This is a genomic window from Aureimonas phyllosphaerae (genome assembly GCF_047943035.1).
Lineage (GTDB): Bacteria > Pseudomonadota > Alphaproteobacteria > Rhizobiales > Rhizobiaceae > Aureimonas > Aureimonas phyllosphaerae.
Genome location: NZ_CP181348.1, coordinates 1202532 through 1226743 on the forward strand (window position 1 = coordinate 1202532; position 24212 = coordinate 1226743).

Annotated in this window: 23 protein-coding genes; 18 read left to right on the forward strand and 5 right to left on the reverse strand. The window is 70.3% G+C overall.

Annotated features, from left to right (window positions below):
* Positions 1-14 precede the first annotated feature (14 nt).
* On the forward strand, positions 15-1265 hold the full coding sequence (locus tag ACLNGM_RS05545; RefSeq protein WP_416357533.1) for an NAD(P)/FAD-dependent oxidoreductase: 1251 nt from the start codon (positions 15-17) through the stop codon (positions 1263-1265).
* 8 nt (positions 1266-1273) lie between these two features.
* Positions 1274-2275 (forward strand): 4-hydroxyproline epimerase, encoded by a 1002-nt coding sequence (locus tag ACLNGM_RS05550; protein WP_416357534.1) that lies wholly within the window; start codon positions 1274-1276, stop codon positions 2273-2275.
* On the opposite strand, the gene gstA is transcribed toward ACLNGM_RS05550, so the two are convergent.
* A complete protein-coding gene (gene gstA / locus ACLNGM_RS05555; RefSeq protein WP_416357535.1) occupies positions 2276-2881 on the reverse strand; it encodes a glutathione transferase GstA in 606 nt (201 codons plus the stop codon).
* 179 nt (positions 2882-3060) lie between these two features.
* On the opposite strand from gstA, the gene ACLNGM_RS05560 reads away from it, so the two are divergent.
* Positions 3061-5367, forward strand: coding sequence for a Tex family protein (locus tag ACLNGM_RS05560; RefSeq protein ID WP_416357536.1), 2307 nt, complete (start codon positions 3061-3063; stop codon positions 5365-5367).
* A gap of 10 nt (positions 5368-5377) precedes the next feature.
* Here ACLNGM_RS05560 and ACLNGM_RS05565 read toward each other — a convergent pair whose 3' ends face one another.
* Positions 5378-5854 carry a nucleoside deaminase gene (locus ACLNGM_RS05565; protein ID WP_416357537.1) on the reverse strand — a complete coding sequence of 159 codons (477 nt, stop codon included), beginning with the start codon at positions 5852-5854 and terminating at the stop codon, positions 5378-5380.
* Positions 5855-6023: 169 nt separating this feature from the next.
* On the opposite strand from ACLNGM_RS05565, the gene ACLNGM_RS05570 reads away from it, so the two are divergent.
* Positions 6024-6653, forward strand: coding sequence for a hypothetical protein (locus ACLNGM_RS05570; protein WP_416357538.1), 630 nt, complete (start codon positions 6024-6026; stop codon positions 6651-6653).
* 19 nt (positions 6654-6672) lie between these two features.
* Here ACLNGM_RS05570 and ACLNGM_RS05575 read toward each other — a convergent pair whose 3' ends face one another.
* Entirely contained in the window at positions 6673-8268 is a 1596-nt protein-coding gene (locus ACLNGM_RS05575) for an FAD-dependent oxidoreductase (protein WP_416357539.1), read from the reverse strand.
* A gap of 168 nt (positions 8269-8436) precedes the next feature.
* On the opposite strand from ACLNGM_RS05575, the gene ACLNGM_RS05580 reads away from it, so the two are divergent.
* From ACLNGM_RS05580 to ACLNGM_RS05610, 7 genes are all read left to right on the forward strand, one after another.
* Positions 8437-8907 carry a DoxX family membrane protein gene (locus tag ACLNGM_RS05580; protein WP_416357540.1) on the forward strand — a complete coding sequence of 157 codons (471 nt, stop codon included), beginning with the start codon at positions 8437-8439 and terminating at the stop codon, positions 8905-8907.
* On the forward strand, positions 8904-9350 hold the full coding sequence (locus ACLNGM_RS05585) for a cupin domain-containing protein (protein ID WP_416357541.1): 447 nt from the start codon (positions 8904-8906) through the stop codon (positions 9348-9350). The genes ACLNGM_RS05580 and ACLNGM_RS05585 overlap by 4 nt, the downstream gene beginning before the upstream one ends.
* Before the next feature lie 10 nt (positions 9351-9360).
* A complete protein-coding gene (locus ACLNGM_RS05590) occupies positions 9361-10275 on the forward strand; it encodes an SMP-30/gluconolactonase/LRE family protein (RefSeq protein WP_416357542.1) in 915 nt (304 codons plus the stop codon).
* On the forward strand, positions 10272-11042 hold the full coding sequence (locus tag ACLNGM_RS05595) for a VOC family protein (protein ID WP_416357543.1): 771 nt from the start codon (positions 10272-10274) through the stop codon (positions 11040-11042). The genes ACLNGM_RS05590 and ACLNGM_RS05595 overlap by 4 nt, the downstream gene beginning before the upstream one ends.
* A 92-nt stretch (positions 11043-11134) precedes the next feature.
* Positions 11135-11953, forward strand: coding sequence for an alpha/beta fold hydrolase (locus tag ACLNGM_RS05600; protein ID WP_090966334.1), 819 nt, complete (start codon positions 11135-11137; stop codon positions 11951-11953).
* A 91-nt stretch (positions 11954-12044) separates the two neighbouring features.
* Positions 12045-12236 (forward strand): ComEA family DNA-binding protein, encoded by a 192-nt coding sequence (locus ACLNGM_RS05605; RefSeq protein WP_416357544.1) that lies wholly within the window; start codon positions 12045-12047, stop codon positions 12234-12236.
* A 636-nt stretch (positions 12237-12872) separates the two neighbouring features.
* Positions 12873-13055 (forward strand): hypothetical protein, encoded by a 183-nt coding sequence (locus ACLNGM_RS05610; protein ID WP_294640380.1) that lies wholly within the window; start codon positions 12873-12875, stop codon positions 13053-13055.
* 108 nt (positions 13056-13163) lie between these two features.
* On the opposite strand, the gene ACLNGM_RS05615 is transcribed toward ACLNGM_RS05610, so the two are convergent.
* A complete protein-coding gene (locus tag ACLNGM_RS05615; protein WP_090966338.1) occupies positions 13164-13409 on the reverse strand; it encodes a hypothetical protein in 246 nt (81 codons plus the stop codon).
* Positions 13410-13793: 384 nt separating this feature from the next.
* On the opposite strand from ACLNGM_RS05615, the gene ACLNGM_RS05620 reads away from it, so the two are divergent.
* The gene (locus ACLNGM_RS05620; protein ID WP_416357545.1) at positions 13794-14126 is read left to right on the forward strand and encodes a hypothetical protein; all 333 of its coding nucleotides are present in this window, start codon (positions 13794-13796) and stop codon (positions 14124-14126) included.
* Positions 14127-14240: 114 nt separating this feature from the next.
* Positions 14241-15746 carry a DUF2252 domain-containing protein gene (locus tag ACLNGM_RS05625; RefSeq protein WP_416357546.1) on the forward strand — a complete coding sequence of 502 codons (1506 nt, stop codon included), beginning with the start codon at positions 14241-14243 and terminating at the stop codon, positions 15744-15746.
* A 7-nt stretch (positions 15747-15753) separates the two neighbouring features.
* On the opposite strand, the gene ACLNGM_RS05630 is transcribed toward ACLNGM_RS05625, so the two are convergent.
* A complete protein-coding gene (locus ACLNGM_RS05630; protein ID WP_416357547.1) occupies positions 15754-18018 on the reverse strand; it encodes a helicase-related protein in 2265 nt (754 codons plus the stop codon).
* Positions 18019-18211: 193 nt separating this feature from the next.
* Here ACLNGM_RS05630 and ACLNGM_RS05635 point away from each other — a divergent pair, with 193 nt between their 5' ends.
* The 5 genes from ACLNGM_RS05635 to ACLNGM_RS05655 all read left to right on the forward strand — a co-directional run bounded on the left by ACLNGM_RS05635 (position 18212) and on the right by ACLNGM_RS05655 (position 24194).
* Entirely contained in the window at positions 18212-19465 is a 1254-nt protein-coding gene (locus tag ACLNGM_RS05635) for an ABC transporter ATP-binding protein (RefSeq protein WP_416357548.1), read from the forward strand.
* The gene (locus ACLNGM_RS05640; protein WP_416357549.1) at positions 19462-20346 is read left to right on the forward strand and encodes a carbohydrate ABC transporter permease; all 885 of its coding nucleotides are present in this window, start codon (positions 19462-19464) and stop codon (positions 20344-20346) included. Before ACLNGM_RS05635 ends, ACLNGM_RS05640 begins: the two co-directional genes overlap by 4 nt.
* Complete coding sequence (locus ACLNGM_RS05645; protein WP_090966347.1) at positions 20339-21187, forward strand: carbohydrate ABC transporter permease; 849 nt, start codon at positions 20339-20341, stop codon at positions 21185-21187. The genes ACLNGM_RS05640 and ACLNGM_RS05645 overlap by 8 nt, the downstream gene beginning before the upstream one ends.
* A 26-nt stretch (positions 21188-21213) precedes the next feature.
* The gene (locus tag ACLNGM_RS05650) at positions 21214-22449 is read left to right on the forward strand and encodes an ABC transporter substrate-binding protein (protein WP_416357550.1); all 1236 of its coding nucleotides are present in this window, start codon (positions 21214-21216) and stop codon (positions 22447-22449) included.
* A gap of 248 nt (positions 22450-22697) precedes the next feature.
* Positions 22698-24194, forward strand: coding sequence for a FecR domain-containing protein (locus ACLNGM_RS05655; RefSeq protein WP_416357551.1), 1497 nt, complete (start codon positions 22698-22700; stop codon positions 24192-24194).
* The last annotated feature ends 18 nt before the right edge of the window (positions 24195-24212 follow it).

Below are 24212 nucleotides of genomic sequence, written 5' to 3' on the forward strand. Positions count from 1 at the left end.
GGCATAGCTCGGCCATGAACGAGGCAGTGCAGCCGGACATCATCGTGATCGGGGCCGGCGTCGTCGGCCTCTCGGCAGCGCTCGCGCTCCAGGGGCGGGGTCGGCGCGTCGCGGTCGTCGATCGCGAGGGGCCGGCGGCGGGGGCGTCCGCCGGCAATGCCGGCGCCTTCGCCTTCACCGACATCCTGCCGCTCGCCTCGCCCGGTCTGATGCGAAAGGCGCCGCGCTGGCTGCTCGACCCGCTCGGGCCGCTCTCCGTGCCACCCGCCTATGCGCTTCGCATCGCGCCCTGGATGCTGCGCGTCGCGAGGGCGTGCTCGCCCGGCCGGGTCGAGGCGGCGACCGCCGCGCAGACCGCCCTCATGGATCTTTCCAAGGCCGAGCTCGAGCCCTTCCTCAAGACGACCGGCACGCTGCCCATGCTGCGCCGGGAGGGCAATCTCGAGGTCTTCGAGAGCGAGGAGGAATGGCGGGCCTCGCTGCCCGGCTGGGACGCGCGCGAGCGCCACGGCATCGAGTTCCGCCACATGAGCGCGGCCGAGATGGCCGAGGTGCAGCCGGGTCTGGCAAATCGCTTCGTGCGCGGCACCTTCACGCCCGGCTGGTTCTCGATCTCGGACCCGAAGCTCTACGTCCTGGCGCTCGCCGAACGCTTCCGCGAGAACGGCGGGACGATCGAGACGGCTGATGTGCGCGCCCTCCTGCCGGACGCCGCTGGCGTGACGCTCGACACCGGCGATGGGCCCCGCCGCGCCGCCGATGTCGTCGTGGCGGCCGGCGCCTTCTCGCACCGGATCGCGGCGACGGTCGGCGAGCGCGTGCCGCTCGAGACCGAGCGCGGCTACAACACGACGCTGCCGGGCGACGCGTTCGATCTGCGCACGCAGGTCACCTTCGGCGGCCATGGCTTCGTGGTGACGCGGCTCTCCACCGGCATCCGCGTCGGCGGGGCGGTGGAGCTCGGCGGGCTGCGGCTGAAGCCCAACTTCAAGCGGTCGGACGCGATGCTGGCCAAGGCGAAGAGCTTCCTGCCGGGGCTGAAGACCGACGGCGGCCGGCAGTGGATGGGCTTTCGCCCGTCGCTGCCCGACTCGCTTCCCGCCATCGGCTTCTCGCGCGGCAGCCGGCGCATCGTCCACGCCTTCGGCCACGGCCATCTCGGTCTCACCCAGTCGGCCGGCACCGCCCGGATCGTCGCCGACCTCCTGACCGGCCGGGCCTCGCCGGTCGATCTCGCACCCTTCTCCCCCCAGCGTTTCGCTTAAGGCGTTCCATGGCATCGCGCACCTTCTCCTGTCTCGACGGGCACACCTGCGGCAATCCGGTCCGCCTCGTCTCCGGCGGCGGGCCGTTGTTGCAGGGCGCGACGATGCTGGAGAAGCGGGCCCATTTCCTGGCCGAGTACGACTGGATCCGCACCGGCCTGATGTTCGAGCCGCGCGGCCACGACATGATGTCGGGTTCGATCCTCTATCCGCCGACGAGGCCGGACTGCGACGTCGGCGTCCTCTTCATCGAGACGTCGGGGTGCCTGCCGATGTGCGGCCACGGCCTCATCGGCACCGTGACCATGGCGATCGAGAACGGGCTGGTGACCCCGCGCGAGGCGGGACGTCTGGCCGTCGACGCCCCGGCCGGCCGCGTCGACGTGACCTTTCGGCAGGAGGGACGCTTCGTCGAGGAGGTGCGGCTGCGCAACGTGCCGGGCTTCCTCCATTCGGAAGGTCTGACGGCCGAGGTCGAAGGTCTCGGCGAGGTGGTGGTGGACGTCGCCTACGGCGGCAACTTCTACGCCATCGTCGAGCCGCAGCGGGTGTTCCGCGACATGGCGGACTTCACCGCCGGCGAGCTCATCGGCTTCTCGCCGAAGCTGCGCAAGGCTCTCAACGAGAAGTACGAGTTCGTCCATCCCGAGCACCCGGCGATCCGTGGCCTCAGCCACATCCTGTGGACCGGCGCGCCGCGCCACGAGGAGGCGCACGCGCGCAACGCCGTGTTCTACGGCGACAAGGCGATCGACCGCAGCCCTTGCGGCACCGGCACCTCGGCGCGCATGGCGCAGCTCGCCGCCAAGGGCAAGCTCAACGTGGGCGACGACTTCATCCACGAGAGCATCATCGGCTCCCTGTTCCGGGGCCGGGTGGAAGCAGCCGCCGAGGTCGGCGGCCGCCCCGCGATCGTCCCGTCGATCGCCGGCTGGGCGCGTCAGACCGGCATCAACACGATCTTCATCGACGACCGCGACCCCTTCGCCCACGGCTTCGTCGTGGTGTGATCAGGCGAGGCCCTCTTCGCGAAGCGCGGTCTGGACCGCGGGCCGAGCCCGCACCGCCGCCATGAACCGGGCGATCTCGGGGAAGGCCGTCAGGTCGAGCTTCACGAAGCTGGCCCAGTTGAGGACCGTGAAGAGATAGGCGTCGGCGGCCGTGAAGGTTTCGCCGGTGAGATAGGTCTTGCCCTCCAGCGCCTGGTCAACGAAGCCGAAGCGCTTGGCCAGAAGCTCCTCCTGGATCTCCTTGGTGGCGTTCGGCGTGTTCGGCTTGAACAGCGGGCTGAACTGCTTGTGCAACTCGGTCGAGACGAAGGCCAGCCACTGCTGGACGCGGTAGCGCGCCGTCGAGCCGGCCGACGGCATCAGGCCGCTCTCGGGCTTCCGGTCGGCGAGATACTGGACGACCACCGAGGCCTCGGTCAGGACCGGGCCGTCGCCGATGTCGAGCGCCGGCACGTAGCCGTTGGGGTTCACGGCGAAATAGTCGCCGCCGTCTTCGAGCTTTTTCTGCACGAGATCGACCGACACGAGTTCGACGGGAAGATCGGCCTCGCGGGCGACGATATGGGGCGCAAGCGAGCAGGCGCCGGGCTTGTAGTAGAGCTTCATCGGTTCGATTCTCCCGTTGGGTCCGGCGGTCTCATGCCACGCTTCGGGGAAGCGCGCAGCCGAGGCGCGCGACGACGCAGCGTTCACGCCGCGAAGGCGCCGTCTTGACAGGGCAGGTGAGATGGGACGGCGGGGATGCTATCAGCGCCCCGGAACAGGCCCGCGCGAGGACGACCGACATGAGCAACACGCAGAGCACCATCGAGACCGTGATCGCCGGGGAGATCGGGGCGCGCGGGCCCCAGGTCGCCGCGGCGGTCGCGCTTCTCGACGGCGGCGCGACGGTCCCCTTCATCGCGCGCTACCGCAAGGAGGCGACGGGTGGGCTCGACGACGCGCAGCTCCGCACGCTGGAAACGAGGCTCGCCTATCTCCGCGACCTCGAGGCGCGCCGGGCGGCGGTCCTGAAATCGGTGCGCGAGCAGGGCAAGCTGACGGGCGAGATCGAGCGGGCGATCCGGGGCGCGGCGACGCGCGTCGCGCTCGAGGATCTCTACCTTCCCTTCCGCCCGAAGCGTCGCAACCGCGCCGATGCCGCCCGCGAGCGGGGTCTTGGTCCCCTGGCCGAGCGTATCCTGAAGGATCGCAGCGTCGATCCGGCGGCGCTCGCCGCCGGTTTCCTCAACACCGACGTGCCGGACGCGAAGGCGGCGCTGGAGGGCGCGCGCGACATCGTGGCCGAAGGCATGGCGGAAAATCCCGCCCTTGTCGGCGAGATCCGCCGCCACCTCGTGGCGAAGGCTCAAGTTCGCGCCCGCGTCGTGCCGGGCAAGGAGGAGGCCGGCGCCAAGTTCTCCGACTATTTCGACCATGCCGAGAAATGGGCCGGCGCGCCGAGCCACCGCGTGCTCGCGCTCCTGCGGGCCGAGAAGGAGGGCGTCGTCACGCTCGACGTCGAGGTGGATGCCGACGATCCCGCCAGCGTGAAGCCGGTCGAGGCCATGGTCGCGCGGCATTCGGACGTGAAGACCGCGGCAGGCTCGCCTGCCGACGCCTGGCTGATGGGCGTCGCACGCTGGGCCTGGCGCCAGAAGCTGAAGCCCAGCCTCTCTACCGAGATGATGGGCACCTTGAAGGAAGGGGCGGACGGCGAGGCGATCCGCGTCTTCTCGCGCAACCTCAAGGACCTGCTCCTCGCCGCGCCCGCCGGGGCGAAGGCGACGATGGGGCTCGACCCCGGCGTGCGCACCGGCGTCAAGGTCGCGGTGGTGGACGCGACGGGGCGCCTCGTCGATCAGGCGACGGTCTATCCGTTCCAGCCGAAGAACGACGTGGCCGGCGCGATGGCCAAGCTCGCCCAGCTGATCGGGCGCCACGATGTCGAACTCGTCGCCATCGGCAACGGGACGGCGAGCCGCGAGACCGAGGCGCTGGCCGCCGAGGTGATCAAGGCGCTGCCGGGGCGAAAGCCCGTGAAGGCGGTGGTGAGCGAGGCCGGGGCGTCGGTCTACTCGGCGTCCGAGCTCGCGTCGAAGGAGATGCCGGGCGTCGACGTCTCGATCCGCGGCGCCGTGTCGATCGCGCGGCGGTTGCAGGACCCCCTGTCCGAACTGATCAAGGTGGACCCCAAGGCGATCGGCGTCGGCCAGTACCAGCACGACGTCGACCAGGGACGGCTGTCGAAGGCGCTCGACGCCGTCGTCGAGGACGCCGTCAACGCCGTCGGCGTCGATCTCAACATGGCCTCGGCCGCGCTCCTGTCGCGCGTCGCCGGCCTCGGGCCCTCGCTCGCCGAGGCGATCGTCGCCCATCGCGACGCCGAGGGGCCGTTCAAGACACGCCGCAAGCTTCTTGACGTGCCGCGCCTCGGGCCGAAGGCCTTCGAGCAGTGCGCCGGCTTCCTGCGCATCTCGGGCGGCACCGAACCGCTCGACGCCTCGGCCGTCCATCCGGAAGCCTATCCGGTGGCGCGGCGGATCGTGGCGGCGGTGGGCAAGGACGTGCCGGCCGTGATGCGCGATCCGGCGGCGCTGAAGTCGCTCGATCCCCAAAAATTCGTCGGCGACGGCTTCGGCCTGCCGACGGTGAAGGACATCATCGCGGAACTGGAAAAGCCCGGCCGCGATCCGCGGCCGGCCTTCCGCACGGCAGCCTTTGCGGAGGGCGTCAACGCCATCACCGATCTCAAGCCCGGCATGAGCCTCGAAGGCACCGTCACCAACGTCGCGGCCTTCGGCGCCTTTGTCGACATCGGCGTCCACCAGGACGGGCTCGTCCACGTCTCGCAGCTCGCCGACCGCTTCGTGAAGGACCCGGCCGAGGTCGTGAAAGCGGGGCAGGTGGTGCAGGTGCGCGTCGTCGAGGTCGACGTGAAGCGCAAGCGGATCTCGCTGACGATGCGCCGCGAGATGCCCGATGCGGCGGAGCGCAAGGGCGGCGAGCGCCCGGCCGTGCGCGCGCCGTACAAGCCGGCACCGGCCAAGGCGCCTCCGGCCTCGCAGGGTGCCTTCGGTGCGGCCCTGTCGGCGGCGTTCAAGCGGAAGTAGCGCCGGCGCCTCAGCGCCGCGCGGTGCGCGCGTGAAGCTCGCGCACGGCTTCCGCAAGGTCCGCGTCCGGTCCGTCGACGGGCACGCCGGAGGCGACCTCGTTGATGGCGAGCGGGCGCACCGGGGAGGGGGCCAATCCGAGGTCCTTCTGCCACGCCGTCAGCTGCGCGGCCGAGGAGGCGTAGACGATCCGCCCGAGTCCGACCCAGGCATGGGCGGCCGAGCACATCGGACAGTGCTCGCCGGACGTGTAGACCGTGGCCTCCCGGCGCTCGGCCGGCGAGAGGTGTGCTGCGGCCCAGCGCGCGATGGCGAACTCGGGGTGCTGCGTGGCGTCGCCGCCGCCGATCTCGTTCCTGGCTTCCAGACGCGTCGCGCCGTCCGCATCGACGAGGATCGAGCCGAAGGGCTCGTTGCCCGCCTCCAGCGCCTCGGCCGCGAGCGCGACGCAGCGTTCGAGATGCGAGCGGTCGGTCGCGTCGATCATGGTGTCATTCCCTCCGATGGTGTTCGGCCGCGCAAGGAATGGGCTCGCCTCCCGTGCGCTCGGACATGAGCTTGGCCGGGGCGGCGATTGGTCAAGAGGGCCGGCCGGCTTCATGATCTCGGGGCCGCGCGCATGGGAAAGAAACCGCGTCCTGCCGCGTTGCGGGCGGATGACAGCGACGCGCGACGGCGAAACCTCGAAGGATCTGAAAGCCGAGTGGCCGTTTCCCGTGGCGGCCGCGCTCGGCTCGCGCGTGCGCGCGCAAGGGATCGAGCGCGAGCTGCGTGCCCGCCTCGCGTTTCCCGATCGCAAGCATCTCGGCGTCGAGGACGGACGGATCGTCCTGCGCTTCGAGGCGGATCAGGCGGCACGGCTCGCGGAGGCCATGCGCGTGGTCGAGACGGTTCTCGCCGGCGTCGACGCGCTTCCCGTCCTGCCACGCGAGGTCGACGACATCCTCACCATCCTGCCGCGCGAGCGCCTGAAATGGTTGAAGGACGGCCGGTTGCAGAGCGCGGGCACCCGCACCGTGAAGCTGCGCGGCCGGGCCAAGGCCGTGACCTTCCACGTCTTCGATCCCCGCCAGATCGAGGATGTACTCGACCGGGATCTACCCGCGCTCTGGCGGATCGAGGACGCGGAGGCTTTGAAGGAGAAACGCTCGCGCGCCGCCGGCAAGGCGGCGCTCACGCGCGGCGGCAAGGCCGAGCCGAAGGCGGCGAAGGCTTCGCGCAGCCGCGATCCGAAGCCGCGCCTTCGCGAGTGGGACGCGTTCGACGCCGAAGGCTTCCTGCGTTGAGGACGGGCGCCCGCTTCCCTTAGCCCACGGACGTGCCGAGGCGCCCGGCGATCGTGTCGGCGACGCGCAGCGCGTTGGCGATGATCGTCAGCGTCGGGTTCACCGCGCCGATCGAGGGGAAGAAGCTCGCGTCCGTGACGTAGAGATTGTCGATCCCGTGCGCGCGGCAGTCGAGATCGAGGACGCTCGATGCCGGGTCCTCGCCGAAGCGCAGCGTGCCCGCCTGATGCGCCGTGCCGCCGATCGGCGTGTCCTTGCCGAGATATAGCGAGCGATCGACGAGGTGTGGATGGATCTCGGCCTTGTCGCAGATCCGGCGCAGCATCTCGCGCAGCGCCCGGTGCCCGTCCATGTTGGTCTCGGTGAGATCGAGATGCACCTGCCCGTTGCGGTAGAACACGCGGTTTTCCGGTCGCGGGAGATCCTCGGAGGTCAGCCAGAAGTCGATCGAGTGCCGGGCGATCCAGTCGAACGGCTTCTCGGGCAGCCAGTGCAGGAAGCCGGGCAGCCCCTCCGCCTCGATCTGCATCCCATCCGACTTGCCCACCATCTGGATGTGGCCGAGCGGGAACTCGTGCGGGTTCATCGGCGACTTGGCATGGGCGTGGTAGAAGTCGTTGAGGCCGAGCGTCTTCTGGAACTCGGTCGGGTTGGGCACCTTCGAGATCGCGAGCGCCGTCGCGTTGTTGTGGCGCATGTAGTTGCGCCCGACCAACCCTGAGCCGTTGGCGAGCCCGTCCGGGTGGCGATCGTTGGCGGATCGCAGGAGGAGGAGCGCCGACGACAGGGCGCCGCAGGCGACCACCACGATGTCGCCGCGGATCGTGTGGGTGCGCCCTTCGACGATCGTCTCGACTCCCGTGACGGTGCTGCCGCCGGCGTCGGTCAGGAGGCGTTCCACATAGGCGTTCTTCAGGAGCGTCAGGTTCGGATGGGCCTCCAGCGCCGGGTCGACGCAGATCACCTGCGCGTCGGCCTTGCCGTTGGTGAGGCTCGGATAGCCGTCGAACGGGTCGCAGCGCAGGAGCGGCGAATGGGGCGTCGCCGCCCCGGTCTCGTCCTGGTCGAGAAGCGCGCCCATCGGCAGGTGGAAGGGGTTGAGACCCTCGCGTGTCCACGCCTCCGACAGCGCCTCGATGCGCGGCTCGTGGCGGATCGCGGGGTGCTTGTAGGGCTTGTGCGAGGGCGGCTCGGTCGGGTCTTCGCCCCGCTGCCCGCGCACCTCGAAGAGCTCCTCGGCGGCCTGATAGTAGGGCTCGAACGTGTCGTACTTCACCGGCCATTCCGGCGCCATGCCGTCGGGATGGCGCACGGCGTCGAAATCCTCGAGGCGCAGGCGCAGGAGGACGCCGCCATAGACCTTGGAGTTGCCGCCGACGAAATAGTGCAGGCCCGGCCGGAACGTGTCGCCGGACGACGAGGTCCAGGTCTCGTCGGTCTGGTAGCGTCCCCTGGCGAAAACCTCGCGCGTGTCCCAGTTCTCCCGCTCGCGCTTCAGGTAGTCGCCGCGCTCGATCAGGAGGATGCGCTTGCCGGTCTGCGCGAGCTTCCAGGCCATTGTCCCGCCGCCCGGCCCCGAGCCCACGATCACGACGTCGTAGCGGTCCTCGATCATGCTGCGCCTCCGAAAGCCTTGGGATGTCGCGGCTAAAGACGGGTCTCGCGGCCGATCGTTCCCCTCGTTTCGCGCCCGGCCGCATGAATTCGCGGCAAGGCAGGGGAACGCTTGGCCCGGCTTCGCGCTTGCCCTCCCCGACAGATGCTGCCCGGGCCAACCGCCGACATGACGTTCGAGATCCTCGTCGCTTTTCTCACGCGCCTGTCGCTGGTGCTCCTGTTCCTGCCGTTCAGCGCGCTCGACAAGGTGCTGAACTTCGAGGCGGCGACCCGGCAGGCGGGCGAGGCGACGAGCAACCGCTCGCTGGCGAAGGCCCTCATCCTCGTCGGCTTCGCGGTCGAGATCGCGATGTCGCTCGGCGTCCTCACCGGCATCGCCGACCGGCTCGCGGCCTTCGTGCTGGCCGGCTACTGCGCGGCCACCGCGATCCTCTTCAAGCGGTTCTGGCGCGCGTCCGACTTTCGCCTGCGCGGTCCCTCCAAGGGCCGCGAGACGATGTGGGACTTCCTCAAGAACTTCGCGGTCGCCGGCGGCTTCCTTCTCATCGCGTTCGGCACGACGGCCGGCGATGTGGGGGCCTTCTTCGCCGATCCCCTGTCCTCCACCCATCCCTATTCGACCGGAGCCGAGCCGTGAGCCAGGACAAGCCGACCGTTCCCTACTGGCACCTCTACACCGATGAGGACGGCGTCAGCCGGCAGCGGCAGTGCCGGATGACCGAGTTCGAATTGAAGAGCATGCAGCCGCCGGCCGCTCCGCAATGGCGGGGCCAGAAGCATCACGACGGGATGACGGTGATGGTCACCGTGCAGCCTGCCGGCTGGGAGGGGGCCTGGCACGAGAACCCCGCGCCGCAGTGGATCATCCCCCTGTCCGGCCGCTGGTATGTCGAATCGATGGACGGGACGCGCGTCGAGATGGGGCCGGGCGAGATCTCGTTCGGCGAGGACCAGGGCACGCGCGAGCGCGACGGCCGCAAGGGCCACATGTCCGGCACGGTTGGCGACGAGCCCGCCGTCCTGATGGTGGTGCAGTTCGACACCAAGCGCGACGAGACGAGCCCATGCCGTTTCCGGTGAGGGTGGCGGCGTGAGCGAGATCGGGTTCGAAAGCTGCGATCCGCGGTTCGATCGCTACGTCCTCGGCAACGCGCCGATCGAGCTTCTGGCGACGGGCCTGCGCTGGATCGAGGGTCTCGTCTGGATGGGCGACTGGAACAGCCTCCTGTTCCAGGACCTGCCGCGCGACCGCACGATGATGTGGAGCGAGACGGCGGGCCTGTCGGTCTGGCGCTTTCCGAGCGGGCAGGCCAACGGGCAGGCGCGCGACCGCAACGGCCGCGTCGTGTTCTGCTCCAACCGCGAGCGGGCGGTCTGCCGCGTCGAGCACGACGGCCGCATCTCGGTGCTCGCCGACCGGTTCGAGGGGCGGCGTCTCAATTCGCCGAACGACCTCGTCGTCAAGAGCGACGGCTCGATCTGGTTCACCGATCCCGTCTACGGCATCTCCAACGACTACGAGGGAGAGCGCCAGGCGTCGGAAACCCGGCCCGGCGTCTACCGGCTCGACGCGGACACGGGCGCGCTCGACCTTGTGTCGGACACCTTCGACGGGCCGAACGGCATCGCCTTCTCGCCGGACGAGCGGCGGCTCTATGTGGCCGAGACGGGCGACCAGACGAAGCCCGACCCGACGCAGGTGCTGCGCGTCTTCGACGTGGCGGCCGACGGGCGGACGCTCCAAGGCATCAGCGACTTCGCAAAGGTCTCGCCGGGCTACACCGACGGCATGGCGATCGACGAGGACGGCAACGTCTGGTCGAGCGCCGGCGACGGCGTGCACTGCCTGTCTCCGGACGGCCAGCTTCTCGGGCGCATCCGCCTGCCCGCGACCGTGTCGAACCTCTGCTTCGGCGGCTCGCCCCATCTCAACCGCCTGTTCATCGGTGTCAGCCACTCGCTCTACGCGGTGTTCCTCAACCGGCGCGGGGCGCGCTGGCCGTGACGGGCGCCGAAATCCTCGGCGTGCGCCTTGCCTGCCGCGACGTCGCGGCGGTCCGGGCATTCTGGGTGACGGCGTTCGGAGCGGTCGCGGACGGCGAGGGGCTGCATCTTGGTCCACAGCGGCTGGACCTCGTCGCGGCGATAGAGGCCGGCGGCGCGCCGCCGCTGTCGAACGAGACCGGCTTCCAGCACTGCGCGATCGTGGTCTCGCGCATGGATGAGGCGATGCGGCAGCTCGACGCCACGACGGGCTGGTCGCCGATCTCGAAGGCCGGCCCCGAGCGCCTGCCGGCGGCATCGGGCGGCGTGACGGCCTTCAAGTTCCGCGATCCCGAAGGGCACCCGCTGGAGTTCCTGGAGTTCCCGGCCGACCGCGTGCCGGATATCTGGGCCGGTGCTCGCGGCAGCCCGTGTCTCGGGATCGACCACAGCGCGATCGCGGTCGCGGATGCCGAGCGGTCGATCGCCTTCTACCGGCAACTCGGATTTCGCCTCGCCTCGCGCCAGGAGAATCGCGGGGCCGAGCAGGGGCGCCTCGACGGGCTGGGGCCCGATACGGCGGTGGAGGTCGTGACGCTCTCGTGTCGGGGCGGATCGGCGCCCCATCTCGAACTCCTCTCGTACCGCAGGCCCGAACCGTCGCCGCGCCCGGCGCCCGACGGCTCGCCCCTTGCCACCGTTCTCGTCTGTCGGGGCCGGGCCGGGGACGCCGGCAGCCTCGTCGATCCCGACGGGCATCGGCTGGCGTTCGAGCCGGATCACCCTTAGCCGGCCGGTCTGCGGACGGGCGCCGCGATGCCGCGGGAACATGCGGCACGGCTCGAGGGTTTATTGGCCATCTCAGCACAAGGAAATTCCGCATGGCCTATATCGCAGCGAAGGACGGCACGCAGATCCATGTCAAGGACATGGGGCAGGGCCGTCCGGTGGTCCTGATCCACGGCTGGCCGCTCACCGGCGACATGTTCGAGTATCAGACGCTGGCCCTCCTCGAGGCGGGCTTCCGGGTCATCACCTACGACCGCCGCGGCTTCGGCCAGTCCGGCCACCCGGCGACCGGCTACGACTACGACACGTTCGCCGACGACCTCGCCGCCGTGCTCGAAGGGCTCGACCTCAACGGCGTATCGCTCGTCGGCTTCTCGATGGGCGGCGGCGAGATCGCGCGCTACCTGACGCGCCACGGTGCCTCGCGCATCGCCAAGGCCGTCCTCGTCGCCTCGGTCGCCGGCTATCTCCTGAAGGACGACACCAACCCGGACGGCGTCGACGGCGACGTGTTCGAGGACATGAAGGCGCAGATCCGCAAGGACCGCTTCGCCTTCCTGCAGAGCTTCGCCAAGACCTTCTACGGCGTCGGCCTTCTGTCGAAGCCGGTCAGCCAGGGCATTCTCGACTGGAGCTTCGTGCTCGGCGTTATGGCGAGCCCCTTGGCGACGATCCGCTGCGTCGACGCCTTCGGCAAGACGGACTTCCGCCCCGACTTCAAGAGCTTCACGGTGCCGACCCTCGTGATCCACGGCACGGGCGATGCCACGGTGCCGATCGACCCGACCGGCCGCGCGGCCGCCAAGGCGATCTCGGGTGCGCGCCTCATCGAATACGAGGGCGAGCCGCACGGCCTGTTCGCCACCGTGCCCGAGCGGCTCAACGAAGACCTGATCGCGTTCCTGCGCTGAATAAGGCGGCCGGGGGCGGCCCCGCGACGGGCCGCCCCCGGCCGGTTTCATGTCATGCCGGCCAAGCCGACGACAGGGGAAGGGGTGTCCGATGCTCGATCTCAACACGGCGACGGCCGAGGAACTCGACGGGATCGATGCGCTGAAGGGGCACGGTTTCGAGATCGTGCGATATCGCGAGGAGCGCGGCCGCTTCACATCGCTTCGGCAACTTGACGAGGTGCCGGGCCTCAGCGGCAAGGCGGACGGGGTCGACGCGGCGCTGACCGTCTCGGATCGTTGAGAAACACGACGGCGACGGGCCCGAAAACGAGGAAGCCCGCCAGCACCTCCCAGAGCTGACGGGCTTCGAGCTGGTGCAGCTAGCCAGCGCGACGCAGCCACGGGTTGCGGTGTAGCAGATTGCAGCCGCGTGACAATGCGCAAGCTTGGCGACAGTTTGCCCACGACGACACCAAATGCTCAAGTGCTGAGCGCAATGCCTGCAAACATTGGCCTTCCTGCTGACGTGCGCGCCGAGCCTTGACGCGGCTGCAGGCCTGCCATGCAGCGAATGCACTACCGCACCGCACACTGATCGACTAGTTTCATCTCACGAGTTTCGCACGAGCCTTCTCCTCCCAATATGGCTCCTGCGGATCCGCCCGACGGCATCCTCCTCCCAGCCGAAGGGTACTCTCTGACGCCTGCCGGTCCTCCCCCGGCAGGCGTTTTTGTTTTCGGGCCCTTGGCCGAGCAGGCCGAGACCTCTTGCTTAATTTCATCCCGTTCTCATACGAGCCGACCGCTGCCGATCACGCTCGGTGCACGCGGTGGTTGGGCCTATCCTGCTGATGGTTGAAAACTAAAATCGTCCGCACGCAACGTTGGCTACAGAGTTGCGTTCTATGCTCGATATCCTTGGCGGACGGATAGAGGCATGCCCATGCGAGATCTGGCGAAACTGCTGGCCGATCATTCGCTGCAAAAGCGCGTGCGCCAGAGCATGCAGCATGCCGAGCCGTTCAAACCCTCCGAGCGGCTTCCCGACGACCTGCAGCGCAAGCTCGACGAACTCGACCGCGTGTTCGAGGCGCGCGAGAAGGACACCCGCAAGCATTGATGCGGGCGGGAAGGCCGATGCGTCCGCCGCTGCCCGTTTGACCACCCGTCGTCCGCCGCCGGGCACGGGCCCATCCATCAGCGGACACGCACCCCCGACCGGAGGTGTTCACGCGTCGCCGAAATCGGCGGGCAACTCGCCGTAGCGCGCGAGCACCACAGGATCCTCGACGACCTCGCCGGTATCGGTGTCGATCGTCTGCTGCAGAGCGACGACGCCGACCGTACGGGCAGAGTCCCGTTCGGCCCGCCCCTCGGCTTCCCCGGCGGTCTTGAACTCCATCTGCCGACCGGCCACCAGCCGCTTGCCGATGCGTTCGAACTGCTGGACGAGAAACAGCGTCTTCTCGGGCATCCCTGTCTCCTCCGGCGAGCCTGCCGTCGCGGTTCGCGCCCATGGAGCGGCAAGCGTTCGGGAGGCGAGGCCATCCGTTGCTCGTTACGACGCACAGGCCGGATCGGCCAGCCCCTCCCTCGCATGCGCCGGCAGTCGATCGCGGGACCAACGCCTTCGACCTTCGGTCGATGCCGCCCATTCGTTTGCCGGCGAAATGGAAACGGGGCGGGTGCGGCATCGTGTACGCTCAACCCTCGAACCCTTGTCCGGACGGCCCTCCCGCATCCCGTCCGAGTGAAGGGTTAAGCGATCCTTGCCGTCGATCCCCAGATTTGAGGAGTTTTCCGCGCGCCGCTGGCGCTACGTCCTTCGTCAGAACCCGAATGATGCCGAGGCCGAACCATGAGCGGACGCTATCGACCGAACGAGCCGACCTGCCCGATTTCCCTGGAACTCCTGGCCCTTCTCATGCGCTCGTCCGACGAGCGCGTGGCCGAGATGGCCGATGCGATGCCCTTGCGCGAGCGGGCGGAGCTCGCGCTCCACTGCGTCGCCCGCACGCATCTTCGACGCATCGCCCTCACCGTCGCCGCGCGATGCCCCGAGCAGGCGCTCTGGGAGGTTGGCGGCCGCGTCGGCCTCGCGCTGTCCGAGCAGTGCCGCGACCGCGCCGCCTTCGACCGCGAGCCGGGCCAGATCGTGCGGCGCAAGGTCTCGCTCGCCCGCGTCGCCTGAGCACTGAAAACACGGGCTTCGCGGCCGCAGATCGGTGGCCGCGACCCTTTCTTGACATTTCCGTGAACGGCGCTCTCTTCGAAGACGAGAGTGCAGTTCGCAGGACCCCGAGCCATGGACATCAGCGCGCCGCAAATGACGCCGGGCCCGGAGGCGTCCGACCTCGACCCGCCCCTGGACGCCGAGAAGCCTTCCGACGTCGTGCTGGCGCCGGCGGAAGCCTTTCCGCGGATCGACCTGCGTGCGCAAGGCGAGCCCTGGGAGCGACGCCGGGCCGCCGGAAAGCAGTTGCGCCGCGAGGTGCCGCATGCCGTCCATGCCGAGGCGGTCCCGACCGACGGGCGCCCCGATCCCGTGGAACTCGTGGAGCGCTCGAACGCCGGCCGGCAGGCCCGCCTCGTGCCACTGCGCATCGCGCGCATGGCGGAGTCGCCCTTCGCCTTCCTGCGCGGGGCTGCCGGCGTCATGGCCTTCGACCTGTCGCGCACGCCCCGCAGCGGCATCGACGTCGTGATGAACGGCGACGCCCATATCTCGAACTTCGGCCTCTTCGGCACCCCGCAGCGTGATGTCGTGCTCGACCTCAACGACTTCGACGAGGTGACGATCGGGCCGTGGGAATGGGACCTGAAGCGGCTGGTCGCGAGCCTCAACGTCGTGGCGCGCCAGCAGGAGATCGGGCGCGGCGAGCGTCAGCGGATCGTCACGAGCTGCGTCGAGGGCTACCGGCGCTCGATGCTGGATCTCGCCCCGCGTGGGCCCATCGACGTCTGGCATCGCGCCGCCCGCGCCGACCGGCTCGACTTCAACGGCATCGAGATCGACGCGGATTCACAGGCCGCGCTGCGCAAGGCGGTGGAGAAGGCGCGCCGCCGCGACAACGCCTCGCTCCTGGAAAAGGTCGGCGAGCGTCAGGTCGACGGCGGCTGGCGCTTCCGGCTCGACCCGCCGATCCTGACCGCCGTCGGCGAGGCGACGCGCGAGGCGGTGATCTCAGGGCTCGAGCACTATGCCGAGTCCCTGCCGCGCGAGCGCCGCTTCATGCTGAGCCGCTACCATGTCGTCGACGTCGTCCACCGCGTGGTGGGCGTCGGCAGCGTCGGCACGCGCGCCTATCTCGCCCTCCTGTTCGGCAATTCCGACCAGGACGCCCTGTTCCTGCAGGTCAAGGAAGCGATCACGCCGTCGCACGCCCCTTACGTGCCGCCACTGCCCGAGCCCTACGGCTCGCATGACGGCGCGCGCGTCGTCTATGGCCAGCGCCTCCTGCAGGCGGTGGGCGACCCGCTGCTCGGCTGGACGACGATCGGCGATCGGCCGTTCTACGTCCGCCAGATGAAGAACATGAAGGGCGAGATCCCGCACGCGCTCCTTGGCGGGCGCTCGCTGGAATTCTTCGCCTTCGGCTACGGCGCCCTCCTGGCGCGGGCGCACGCGCGCACCGGGGACGCCGCCGCGATCGCCGGCTATTGCGGCGGGGCGGAGAACCGCGGCTTCGACCAGGCGCTCGACGAATGGGCGGAGCGCTACGCCGACCAGAACGCGCTCGACCACCAGGCGCTGGTGCATGCGGTCGCCGCCGGGCGCTTTGCCGGCGGGGCGGCGGAAGACGGCGACTGACCGGCCGTCAGCGCCCGGCCCCGTCCGGCCGGCGCGGCTTGCGGCCTCGGCGGGCCTTGTCCCTGGCCGGGTGCGACGTGGCGGCGAGGCCGGCGGAAAGCTTCGTCAGGTTGCGCTCGATCTGGGCGTTGAGGTGCGCGACGCCCTCGCGCACCACGTCCTCGCCCCGGTAGACCTCGGGAAAGCGCTGCGAGAGCCAGAGCCAGGCCGTGGCGAGATTGACGCCGTCCTCGAGGCGCTGGAGGTCGCCCGAGCGCAGCGGCGGCAGCGGCGCTGGCGTGCCGGCCGCATGGGCGCGGGCCCAGGTCAGCACCGTGTCCATGAACCAGGGATGGCGCAGCGACACCGGCACCACGGCATAGGCGAGGCGGTCGAGAAGCGGCAGGTCGACGCCGGACAGGCGCCGCGCCTTTTCGATCTCCTCGTCCATGTCGCCGATCTTGAGGTCGGGATGGTCGAGCACGAGACGCGATCGCAGGTAGGCGAGGATCTGGTCGAGCGCGTCGGTTTCGAGGAACTCGGCGGCGAGCGCGACGCTCTCGCGGTTGGGACGCACGAAGGCGCGCCCGGTCAGTTCCTTCGGCGGCGACGACAGGGCGGCGCGGATCTTCTCGACGCCGTAGGCGCCGCCCCCGATCACGCCGACGAAGCCCTCCTCGAACATGCCGAAGCGGCCGGCCCGCCCGCCGATCTGGCGGATCTCGGAGTGGAGGAGGGCGCGGCGCCTGGTGCCGTCGAACTTGTCGAGCGCGGAGAAGAAGACACGCGAGACGGGAAGGTTGAGCCCCATGCCGATCGCATCGGTCGCGACCACCACGTCGGCCTCGCCCCGGCGGAAGCGCGCGGCCTCGGCGCGGCGGACCTCCGGGCTCAGCGCGCCGTAGACGGTGGCGACCGACAGGCCGAGCGGCACGATCGCCTCGCGCAGCTCGTGCACCGCCGCGCGCGAGAAGGCGACCACGGCATCGCCCCGCCGGAGATCGCGCAGGGCGATCGGCTGCGGCCAGACCGCGAGCTCGTTCTTGCGCGCGAGCACGCGCACCTCGAGCGGCTCGCCCAGCACCTTGGCGAGGCGCTCCACCATCGGCACCGCATCGGGCGAGCCGGTCATCACCACGAGATCGGCCGGCACGCCGAAGAGCGCCTGCGTCCACGCCCAGCCGCGCTGCTCGTCGGCGAGCATCTGGATCTCGTCGATCACCGCGACGTCGACGCGCCGGCCGACGTCGATCGTCTCGATGGTGCGGGCGTAGTGCGTGACGTCCTCGCCCGTGTCGCGCTCCTCGCCGGTGACGAGGCCGGCGCGCACGCCGCCGGCGCTCAAGGTTTCGCGATGCTCGTGGGCGAGAAGGCGGAGCGGCGACAGGACCTCGGCCGTCGGCGCCTCGATCGCCAGCCGCATGGCCTCGTAGGTCTTGCCGGAGTTCGTCGAGCCGGCGAGGAACAGGAGCCGGCGGCCGATCGCGCGCGCGAGCGGGAAGAGGCTGGGATAGCGGTCGTAGCCGGACGCCTCGGCAAAGCTTGCGCGCCGCCGGCTCTGTCGTCGGTATGAGCGCACCGAGGCGGCGATCTTGTCGAACCACCGGTCGCAGGTCGCGCGCACCTCGTCCTCGCCGGTCGTCTGCGCCGCGAAGACGAAGCGTTCGAGATCGGCCTGCGTCGCCGCCTTCAGGAAGGCGGCGGGGTCGCCGAGATCGCGGGTCTCCTCCGTGAAGCGCCGCGCGTAGTCCGCGCCGACCGCTTCAAGCGTTTCGCGCATGCGGGCGACGACCGCGCGCGCCTCCAGGGCGACGGCTTGCGCGGTTGCCTCGATCTCGTCCTCGCCGATGATCTCGTCGTCGGCGAGGCGTCGACCGATGCCGCCCGGTGCGCGCACGCGGGCGAACGCCATGAGGAGCGTCTCGCGCTCGACGGGGAAGATCGCGGCGAAGACGGGCACCTCGACCTCGAAGGCGGCAAAGGCGCTGTCGGTCGAGCGCCGGACGCGCACGACCTCGTCGGCTTGCTCGCTCGCCCAATGCGCGATCCGGTCGGCCTCGTCCGTCTCGTCCTCGCTGGCGATCTCGACGTCGGGGACGTGCAGGATCGACCGGACCCGGCCGGCCGGAACGAGGATCGCCTTGCGCCGGCCGCCGTCGTCCTTGGCCTTGTCGCCGAACGGTACCTCCATGCGGCGAACCAGCCCCGCCTCGACGATGGCGCGGCATCGCGCGAGCGAGCGGCCGGTGAGCGCCGGAAGCATGGCGATGGGATAGCTGGCGGGAGGCTGCATGCGGGGCTCTGGGTGATCGAAGGCGGCTGTGGCGTCCTCGTGGACGAAAGCCCGGGGCGTGTCCATGCCGCGCGGGAGCGGCCCTCCCGGCGTGGCCATCCGTCGCAAGCCGTGGACCCGAGGGCGCGAGCGCTATCTTCTGTCGGGGGTGTCGCATGATCTGGCGACAAGGGTGGGTAACGACGCGAGGGGCTTGAAGGATGCACGAGGACCCGACGTCGCTGCCATCGGCCGATCATCGTCTCTCGCGACACGCGGCAAGGTCGGCTTCGTGAACGAGGCGGCCAGCCGGCTCGGCATCCGCGATCTCAGCTGCCGCTATGGCGAGACGCTTGCGCTCGACGGCGTCGGCTTCGATGTCGCGCCGGGCGAGTTCGTGTCGATCCTCGGGCCGTCGGGCTGCGGCAAGTCGACCCTCCTGCGCGCCATCGCGGGCCTCGAGCCGGTGGCCGGCGGCGAGATCCGGATCGGCGACCGGTCGGTGGAAGGTCTCGCGCCCAAGGACCGCGGCGTCGCCTTCGTGTTCCAGTCCTATGCGCTCTATCCGCACATGACCTGTCGCCAGAATCTGTCGGCGCCGCTCGTGATGCGCGAGTTGTCCGCGCTCGAGCGCGTGGGCGCCGCGCGCCTCCTCTCGCCGCGTGCGCGGACGAAGCACCGGTCGATCGCGGCGCGCGTGATGGCGACCGCGCAAATGCTCGGCATCGACCATTTCCTCGACCGTCGGCCCGCCGCGCTGTCGGGCGGCCAGCGCCAGCGCGTCGCCCTCGGGCGCGCCCTGATTCGCGAGCCGCGGCTGTTCCTTCTCGACGAGCCGCTCGCCAATCTCGACGCGGCGCTTCGCAACCGGACGCGCTCGGACCTGCGCGCCCTGCAGCGCCGCATCGGCGCCACCACGCTCTTCGTTACCCACGACCAGTCGGAGGCGATGGCCATCTCCGACCGCGTCATCGTCATGTTCGAGGGGCGCGTACGCCAGATCGGCACACCGGACGAGCTCTACCGCCATCCCGCCGACCTCGATGTCGCCCGCTTCCTCTCGCAGCCCCACCTCAACGTCATCGACGCGGCGACGCTGCGCGCGGCGATCGGCGAGCGGACGGCGCACGGCGACATCATCCTCGGCGGGCGGCCGCTGGCCGCGATCGACGGCGTCGTCGCCTTCCGGCCGGAGCATGCCGGCATCCGCCGTCGCCACGAGCCGGGGCTGCCCGGCCTGCACGTGGTGGTGGACCATGCCGAGCATGCCGGCGTCGAGGCGCATCTCTTCGTGCGCACGATGGCGGGCGGGGAGCCCTGCGTGGTGCGCATTGCGTCCGAGGCGATCGGGCAGTGGCCGCCGGGCAGCGAGGGCGTGCTGCAGTTCCAGACCGGCGCCGTCCACGTCTTCCCGCGAGCGGAGGCCGCAACCCAACCGACCACCCCGCCGGCGCGGGCCGTCGCTTGAACGCGGACCTCCGCCATCGCCGCCGGGTCGGGGCACTCTTGGCCCTGCCAGGTGCGACGCTGCTTCTCGCGCTCCTCATTCTGCCGTCGATCGCGGTGCTCGCCCTCTCCTTCACCGACTACCAGTTCGGCATGCTGGGCGCCGCCTTCGTCGGCTGGCGGCAGTATGCGGCGCTCGGCAGCGACGCGGGCCTTCGCAACAGCCTCGCCAACACCGCGCTCTACGTGGCGATCGTCGCGCCCGTCTCGATCGGCGGCGCGCTGTGGCTGGCGGTGCTCCTCCAGGGGCAAGGCCGCTTGCGGCCCTTGTTCCAGACCGTGTTCTTCCTGCCGGTGACGGCGACGCTGGTCGCCATGGCGACCGCCTGGGAGGTGGTGCTGCACCCGTCCTTCGGCATCGCCAACACGGCCCTGTCGTGGCTCGGCTTCGAGCGCGTGCGCTTCCTGACGGACCCCTCGACGGCGCTCGGCACGCTCGCCGCGATCGGCGTCTGGAAGATGCTCGGCTACAACATCCTCCTGTTCCTGGCCGGGCTCGCGACGATCGACCGCCAGCTCTACGAGGCCGCCGCGCTCGACGGCGCCGACCGCGGCTGGAGCCGGTTCACGCTGGTCACCCTGCCGACGCTGGCGCCCGTCACGCTCTTCGTCACCGTGATCACGCTGATCCGCAGCGTGTCGGAGTTCGAGACCGTCGCGGTCCTCACCCAAGGGGGCCCGAGCGGGGCGACGGAGATGCTGCTCTACACGCTCTACCAGCAGGCCTTCCGCTACTTCGACGTCGGCGCGGCCGCCGCGCTCGCCGTGGTCTTCCTCCTTCTCGTCGGCCTGCTCTCGATCCTTCAGGTGCGCCTCTTCGACCGGGGAAGCGCGCATGGATGAGGTGCGGCTCGAAGGCGCCTCGCGGCTCCGGCACGCACTGTCGGTCCTCGTGCTCGTGCTCGCCGCCGGGCTGACGCTCCTGCCCTTCGTGGTGATGGTGGCGGTGAGCCTTGCCGCCCCCGGCACGGTCTACGACGGCTCCCTCCTGCCGGCGCCGAGCTGGACGGGCGCCTTCGCCAACTATGCGCTGGCCTTCTCCAGCCAGCCGCTCCTGCGCTTCATGCTGAACGGCGTCGTGGTCTGCGGGGCGATCCTCGTCCTCCAGATCCTCGTCGCCGCACCCGCCGGCTACGCGCTCGCCAAGCTGCCGTTCCGCGGCCGCCCGCTTCTCTTCGGTGCGGTGGTCGTTTCCCTCCTGATCCCGATCCAGGTCCCCGCGATCCCGCTCTATCTCGCGATTGCGCAGGCCGGCCTCCTCAACACCTATGCCGCACTCGTCCTGCCCTTCGTGGTGTCGGCCTTCGCGATCTTCCTGTTCCGCCAGTTCTTCCTGTCCTATCCCGACGAGGTGCTGGACGCCGCCCGCCTCGACGGCTTCTCCGAGCTTGGCATCGTCTGGCGCCTGATGCTGCCGGCGGCCTGGCCCGCGGTCGCGGCCTTCGCGACGATCAGCGTGATCGCCCACTGGAACGACCTCTACTGGCCGCTCGTCGTCGTCACCCGCACCGAGATGATGACGCCGCCGCTCGGGCTCCTCGCCTTCCGCGCCTCGGGCGAGACCACCGGCAATGTGGGAGCGCTCATGGCCGGCGGGGTGATCGTCACCGCGCCGCTCGTCCTCGGCTTCCTGTTCTTCCAACGCCATCTCGTGCGCGGCCTGTCCGTGCGCGCCCGCAACTGATCTCCGCCGCCACGAAGGAGCCCGCCATGAAATCCCTGATCCTCGGCCTCGCGCTTGGCGCGGCCCTGGCCGCCGCGCCCGCCGTCGCGGCCGATACGACCCTCACCGTCCTCCATGCGTGGCCGCATCACGCCACCTGGCAGGGTGAGATCGCGCGCCGCTACATGGAGACCCATCCGGACGTGAAGATCACGTTCCAGGCGCCGTCCACCGACTACGGCGAGGGCCTCGTCTCGGTGATCCGGCAGGAGATGGCGGGCGAGGCGCCCGACGTCTTCATGGTCGGCTCGCACCTCCTGCAGAACCTCGTCGCGCGCGGCATGGTGAAGCCGCTCGACGACATGACGGCGGGCAAGGATATGGCCGCGCTCGGCTACACCGACGCGATCCTGAAGCTGACGCAGGTCGACGGCGTGCAGTACGGCCTGCCCTGGACGAGTTCGACGCCTGTCATGTTCTACAACAAGGACCTCGTCGCCAAAGCCGGCGGCAATCCCGACGCCATGCCCAAGACCTGGGACGAGACGATCGCGCTGGCGGCCAAGATCCAGGCGCTCGGCGGCGTCACCGGCATGTACTATTCGCTCGGCGACGACGACTGGATGACGCAGAACCTCCTGGCGACCAACGGCCTCGCCCCTGTCGGTGCGGACGGACGCGAGATCGCCTTCGCCACCGAGGGCGGGCGCGAAGCCGTGCGCACCTATCGCCGCTTCTTCGACGAGGGCGGGCAGCAGCCGATCGCCGACAAGGCGGCGCGCCAGGAGATGTTCGCCGGCAAGCTCGGCATCTACTTCAACTCCACCGCGGCCGTGCGCTCCTTCTCGCGCGAGATCGGCGACCGCTTCGCCTGGAGCACGGCCGAGATGCCGGTGCTGAAGGCCGGCGGCGGCGTCGCTTCGGGCGGCATGGCGGCGGTGATCCTGACCGACGATCCCGCCAAGCGCGCAGCCGCATTCGACTACCTCCTCTTCGGCACCAGCCCGGAGAGCCAGGCCTACGTCGTGGAGCAGACCGGCTACATGCCCTCCAACGAGAAGGCGATCGAGACGCTGAAGCCCTTCTACGCGGCCAACCCGAGCTTTGCGACGAGCGCCCGGCAGATCGACCGCGCGCTGCCCTGGTTCGCCTGGCCCGGCCAGAACGGCGTCAAGATCAGCCAGACCGTGCTCGACGACATGACGGCGGTCGGCAACGGCGCGATGACGCCGGACGCGGCATCGGCGGCGATGGCCGAGACGATCGCGCCGATGATGAAGTAACAGCCGAGGGCCACCGCTTGGCCTGTCGGGCGGCGGAGAGCAGACGCTCCCCGTCGCCGACCGTTTCGCTCTCACGGGATGCCGATGGGGCCGCCCGCGAGGCCTGACGTTTCCTGCCCACGACCGCAAGTCCGATGCCGTTTTGCGCGTTTTGCCGCGGGGATCGGGCGCATTTGAACGGTTCGCTTAGGCCGGTCCTCGCATTCATCTGTCATCGTTCGGCCGACCGAAGCCAAGGCCCGAACCCGATGCGCGCACGTTTCCTCACCCTCCTGCTGCTCTTCCTGGCCCTCGTCCATGCCGATGTCGGTTGGGCGCGCGAATGGCGGGTCGAGCGCGTCAGCGGGACGGCCTGGGCGATGGAAAGCAACGAGAAGCGCGACGTCCTGACCACCGGCATGATAGTGCCCGAAGGCCGGACGATCGCGACCGCCAAGGCGAGCCGCGTCCGCCTGTCGAGCGAGAACAACGTCATGACGCTCGGGCCCGGCAGCGTCGCGATGGTGCAGCCCAAGGGCTTCTTCAGCTCCAAGACCGAAGTGCTGCAGCAGACCGGCAGCATCGCCTTCGACATCGAGAAGCGCTCGGCCCCCCATTTCACCGTGAAGACCCCGTTCATGGCGGCCGTGGTCAAGGGAACGGCGTTCACGATCAGCGTCACCAGGACGGACACCAAGATCGGCGTCGACCGCGGGCTCGTGCAGGTAAGCGACCTGAAGACGGGCGAGACGGCTGGCATCGGCGCCGGACAGCGCGCCAGCGTGTCGGCCGCAACGTCCGGCCTTCGCACGGCGGGCGTGAACGCGCCGGGCGTGACGCCGGGCAAGCCGGCCGCGCCGAGCGTCGCCCCGGTCGGTCAGGCGCTCCAGAGCTTCCGTGCGGCGCAGGCGCCCGAGCCGGCCCGGTCCTCGGCCGTGTCGACGAGCCGCGATGCGGCTGCCTCCACCCACGGTACCGCGAACGGCACGGGCGCGTCGCGTTCGTCGGACGCGGCCGGTTCCGGCGGCTTCGGCGGCGCCGATTCCAACGGACGCGACCGGCAGTCGATCGGCAGCAGCGTCGCCGAGACCAATGCGCCGAGCGGCGAGACAGCAAGCCGGTCGGCGGCGAGCAGCGAGAGCCTCGGCGGCGGCGCGAGCCCGGCCGGCACTGGCGGGGCGGGCACCGGCGGAAACGGCTTCGGCGGCACGGCGGGAACCGGAACCAGCGACGGCCGCCCCGGTGGGAACACCGCCGGCCAGCCCAGCCAGGGTGGCCCGCAAGCCGGCGCTCCCGCCGGTGGGCCGGGTGCGGGCGGCAGCGACAAGGGCGGACCCGACAAGGCGGGTCCGGGCAAGGGTGGCCCCGGTCACGACGGACCCGGCATGGGCGGCCCGGACAAGGGCGGCCCCGATAAGGATGGCCCGGAGACGGGTGGACCGGCCGCTGGTGGTCCGGGCAGGGATGGCCCCGGTCACGGTCCCGACAAGGGCGGACCCGGAGCCGCCGGCCCGAATGGCGGCGCTGATAAGGGCAACCCCGGCAAGGACAGCCCGAAGGACAACAACGGCAACGGCAACGGGGGCGGCAACAACGGCAACGGCAAGGGGAATGGCGGTCCGAACGGCGACGGCGCCCCCGGCAACGGCAAGGGCAACAACGGAAAGGGTCTCGGCAACGGCGGTCCGAAGGGCGCCCTCGGCAGCGACAAGGGCAACAACGGCAACGGCCACGGGCCGAGCGGCTTCGGCGGCAGCACCAAGTAGCTGACCGCCGCCCCATCG

Excerpts from the sequence above, each read along its gene's own strand:
- ACLNGM_RS05650 (WP_416357550.1), top strand. The coding sequence starts at position 21,214 with ATGAAATCCCTGATCCTCGGCCTCGCGCTTGGCGCGGCCCTGGCCGCC.
- ACLNGM_RS05560 (WP_416357536.1), top strand. The coding sequence starts at position 3,061 with ATGAGCAACACGCAGAGCACCATCGAGACCGTGATCGCCGGGGAGATC.
- ACLNGM_RS05615 (WP_090966338.1), bottom strand. The coding sequence starts at position 13,409 with ATGCCCGAGAAGACGCTGTTTCTCGTCCAGCAGTTCGAACGCATCGGC.
- ACLNGM_RS05600 (WP_090966334.1), top strand. The coding sequence starts at position 11,135 with ATGGCCTATATCGCAGCGAAGGACGGCACGCAGATCCATGTCAAGGAC.
- ACLNGM_RS05620 (WP_416357545.1), top strand. The coding sequence starts at position 13,794 with ATGAGCGGACGCTATCGACCGAACGAGCCGACCTGCCCGATTTCCCTG.
- ACLNGM_RS05630 (WP_416357547.1), bottom strand. The coding sequence starts at position 18,018 with ATGCAGCCTCCCGCCAGCTATCCCATCGCCATGCTTCCGGCGCTCACC.
- ACLNGM_RS05625 (WP_416357546.1), top strand. The coding sequence starts at position 14,241 with ATGGACATCAGCGCGCCGCAAATGACGCCGGGCCCGGAGGCGTCCGAC.
- ACLNGM_RS05610 (WP_294640380.1), top strand. The coding sequence starts at position 12,873 with ATGCCCATGCGAGATCTGGCGAAACTGCTGGCCGATCATTCGCTGCAA.
- ACLNGM_RS05645 (WP_090966347.1), top strand. The coding sequence starts at position 20,339 with ATGGATGAGGTGCGGCTCGAAGGCGCCTCGCGGCTCCGGCACGCACTG.
- ACLNGM_RS05550 (WP_416357534.1), top strand. The coding sequence starts at position 1,274 with ATGGCATCGCGCACCTTCTCCTGTCTCGACGGGCACACCTGCGGCAAT.
- ACLNGM_RS05605 (WP_416357544.1), top strand. The coding sequence starts at position 12,045 with ATGCTCGATCTCAACACGGCGACGGCCGAGGAACTCGACGGGATCGAT.
- gstA (WP_416357535.1), bottom strand. The coding sequence starts at position 2,881 with ATGAAGCTCTACTACAAGCCCGGCGCCTGCTCGCTTGCGCCCCATATC.
- ACLNGM_RS05580 (WP_416357540.1), top strand. The coding sequence starts at position 8,437 with ATGACGTTCGAGATCCTCGTCGCTTTTCTCACGCGCCTGTCGCTGGTG.
- ACLNGM_RS05545 (WP_416357533.1), top strand. The coding sequence starts at position 15 with ATGAACGAGGCAGTGCAGCCGGACATCATCGTGATCGGGGCCGGCGTC.
- ACLNGM_RS05565 (WP_416357537.1), bottom strand. The coding sequence starts at position 5,854 with ATGATCGACGCGACCGACCGCTCGCATCTCGAACGCTGCGTCGCGCTC.
- ACLNGM_RS05570 (WP_416357538.1), top strand. The coding sequence starts at position 6,024 with ATGACAGCGACGCGCGACGGCGAAACCTCGAAGGATCTGAAAGCCGAG.
- ACLNGM_RS05575 (WP_416357539.1), bottom strand. The coding sequence starts at position 8,268 with ATGATCGAGGACCGCTACGACGTCGTGATCGTGGGCTCGGGGCCGGGC.
- ACLNGM_RS05655 (WP_416357551.1), top strand. The coding sequence starts at position 22,698 with ATGCGCGCACGTTTCCTCACCCTCCTGCTGCTCTTCCTGGCCCTCGTC.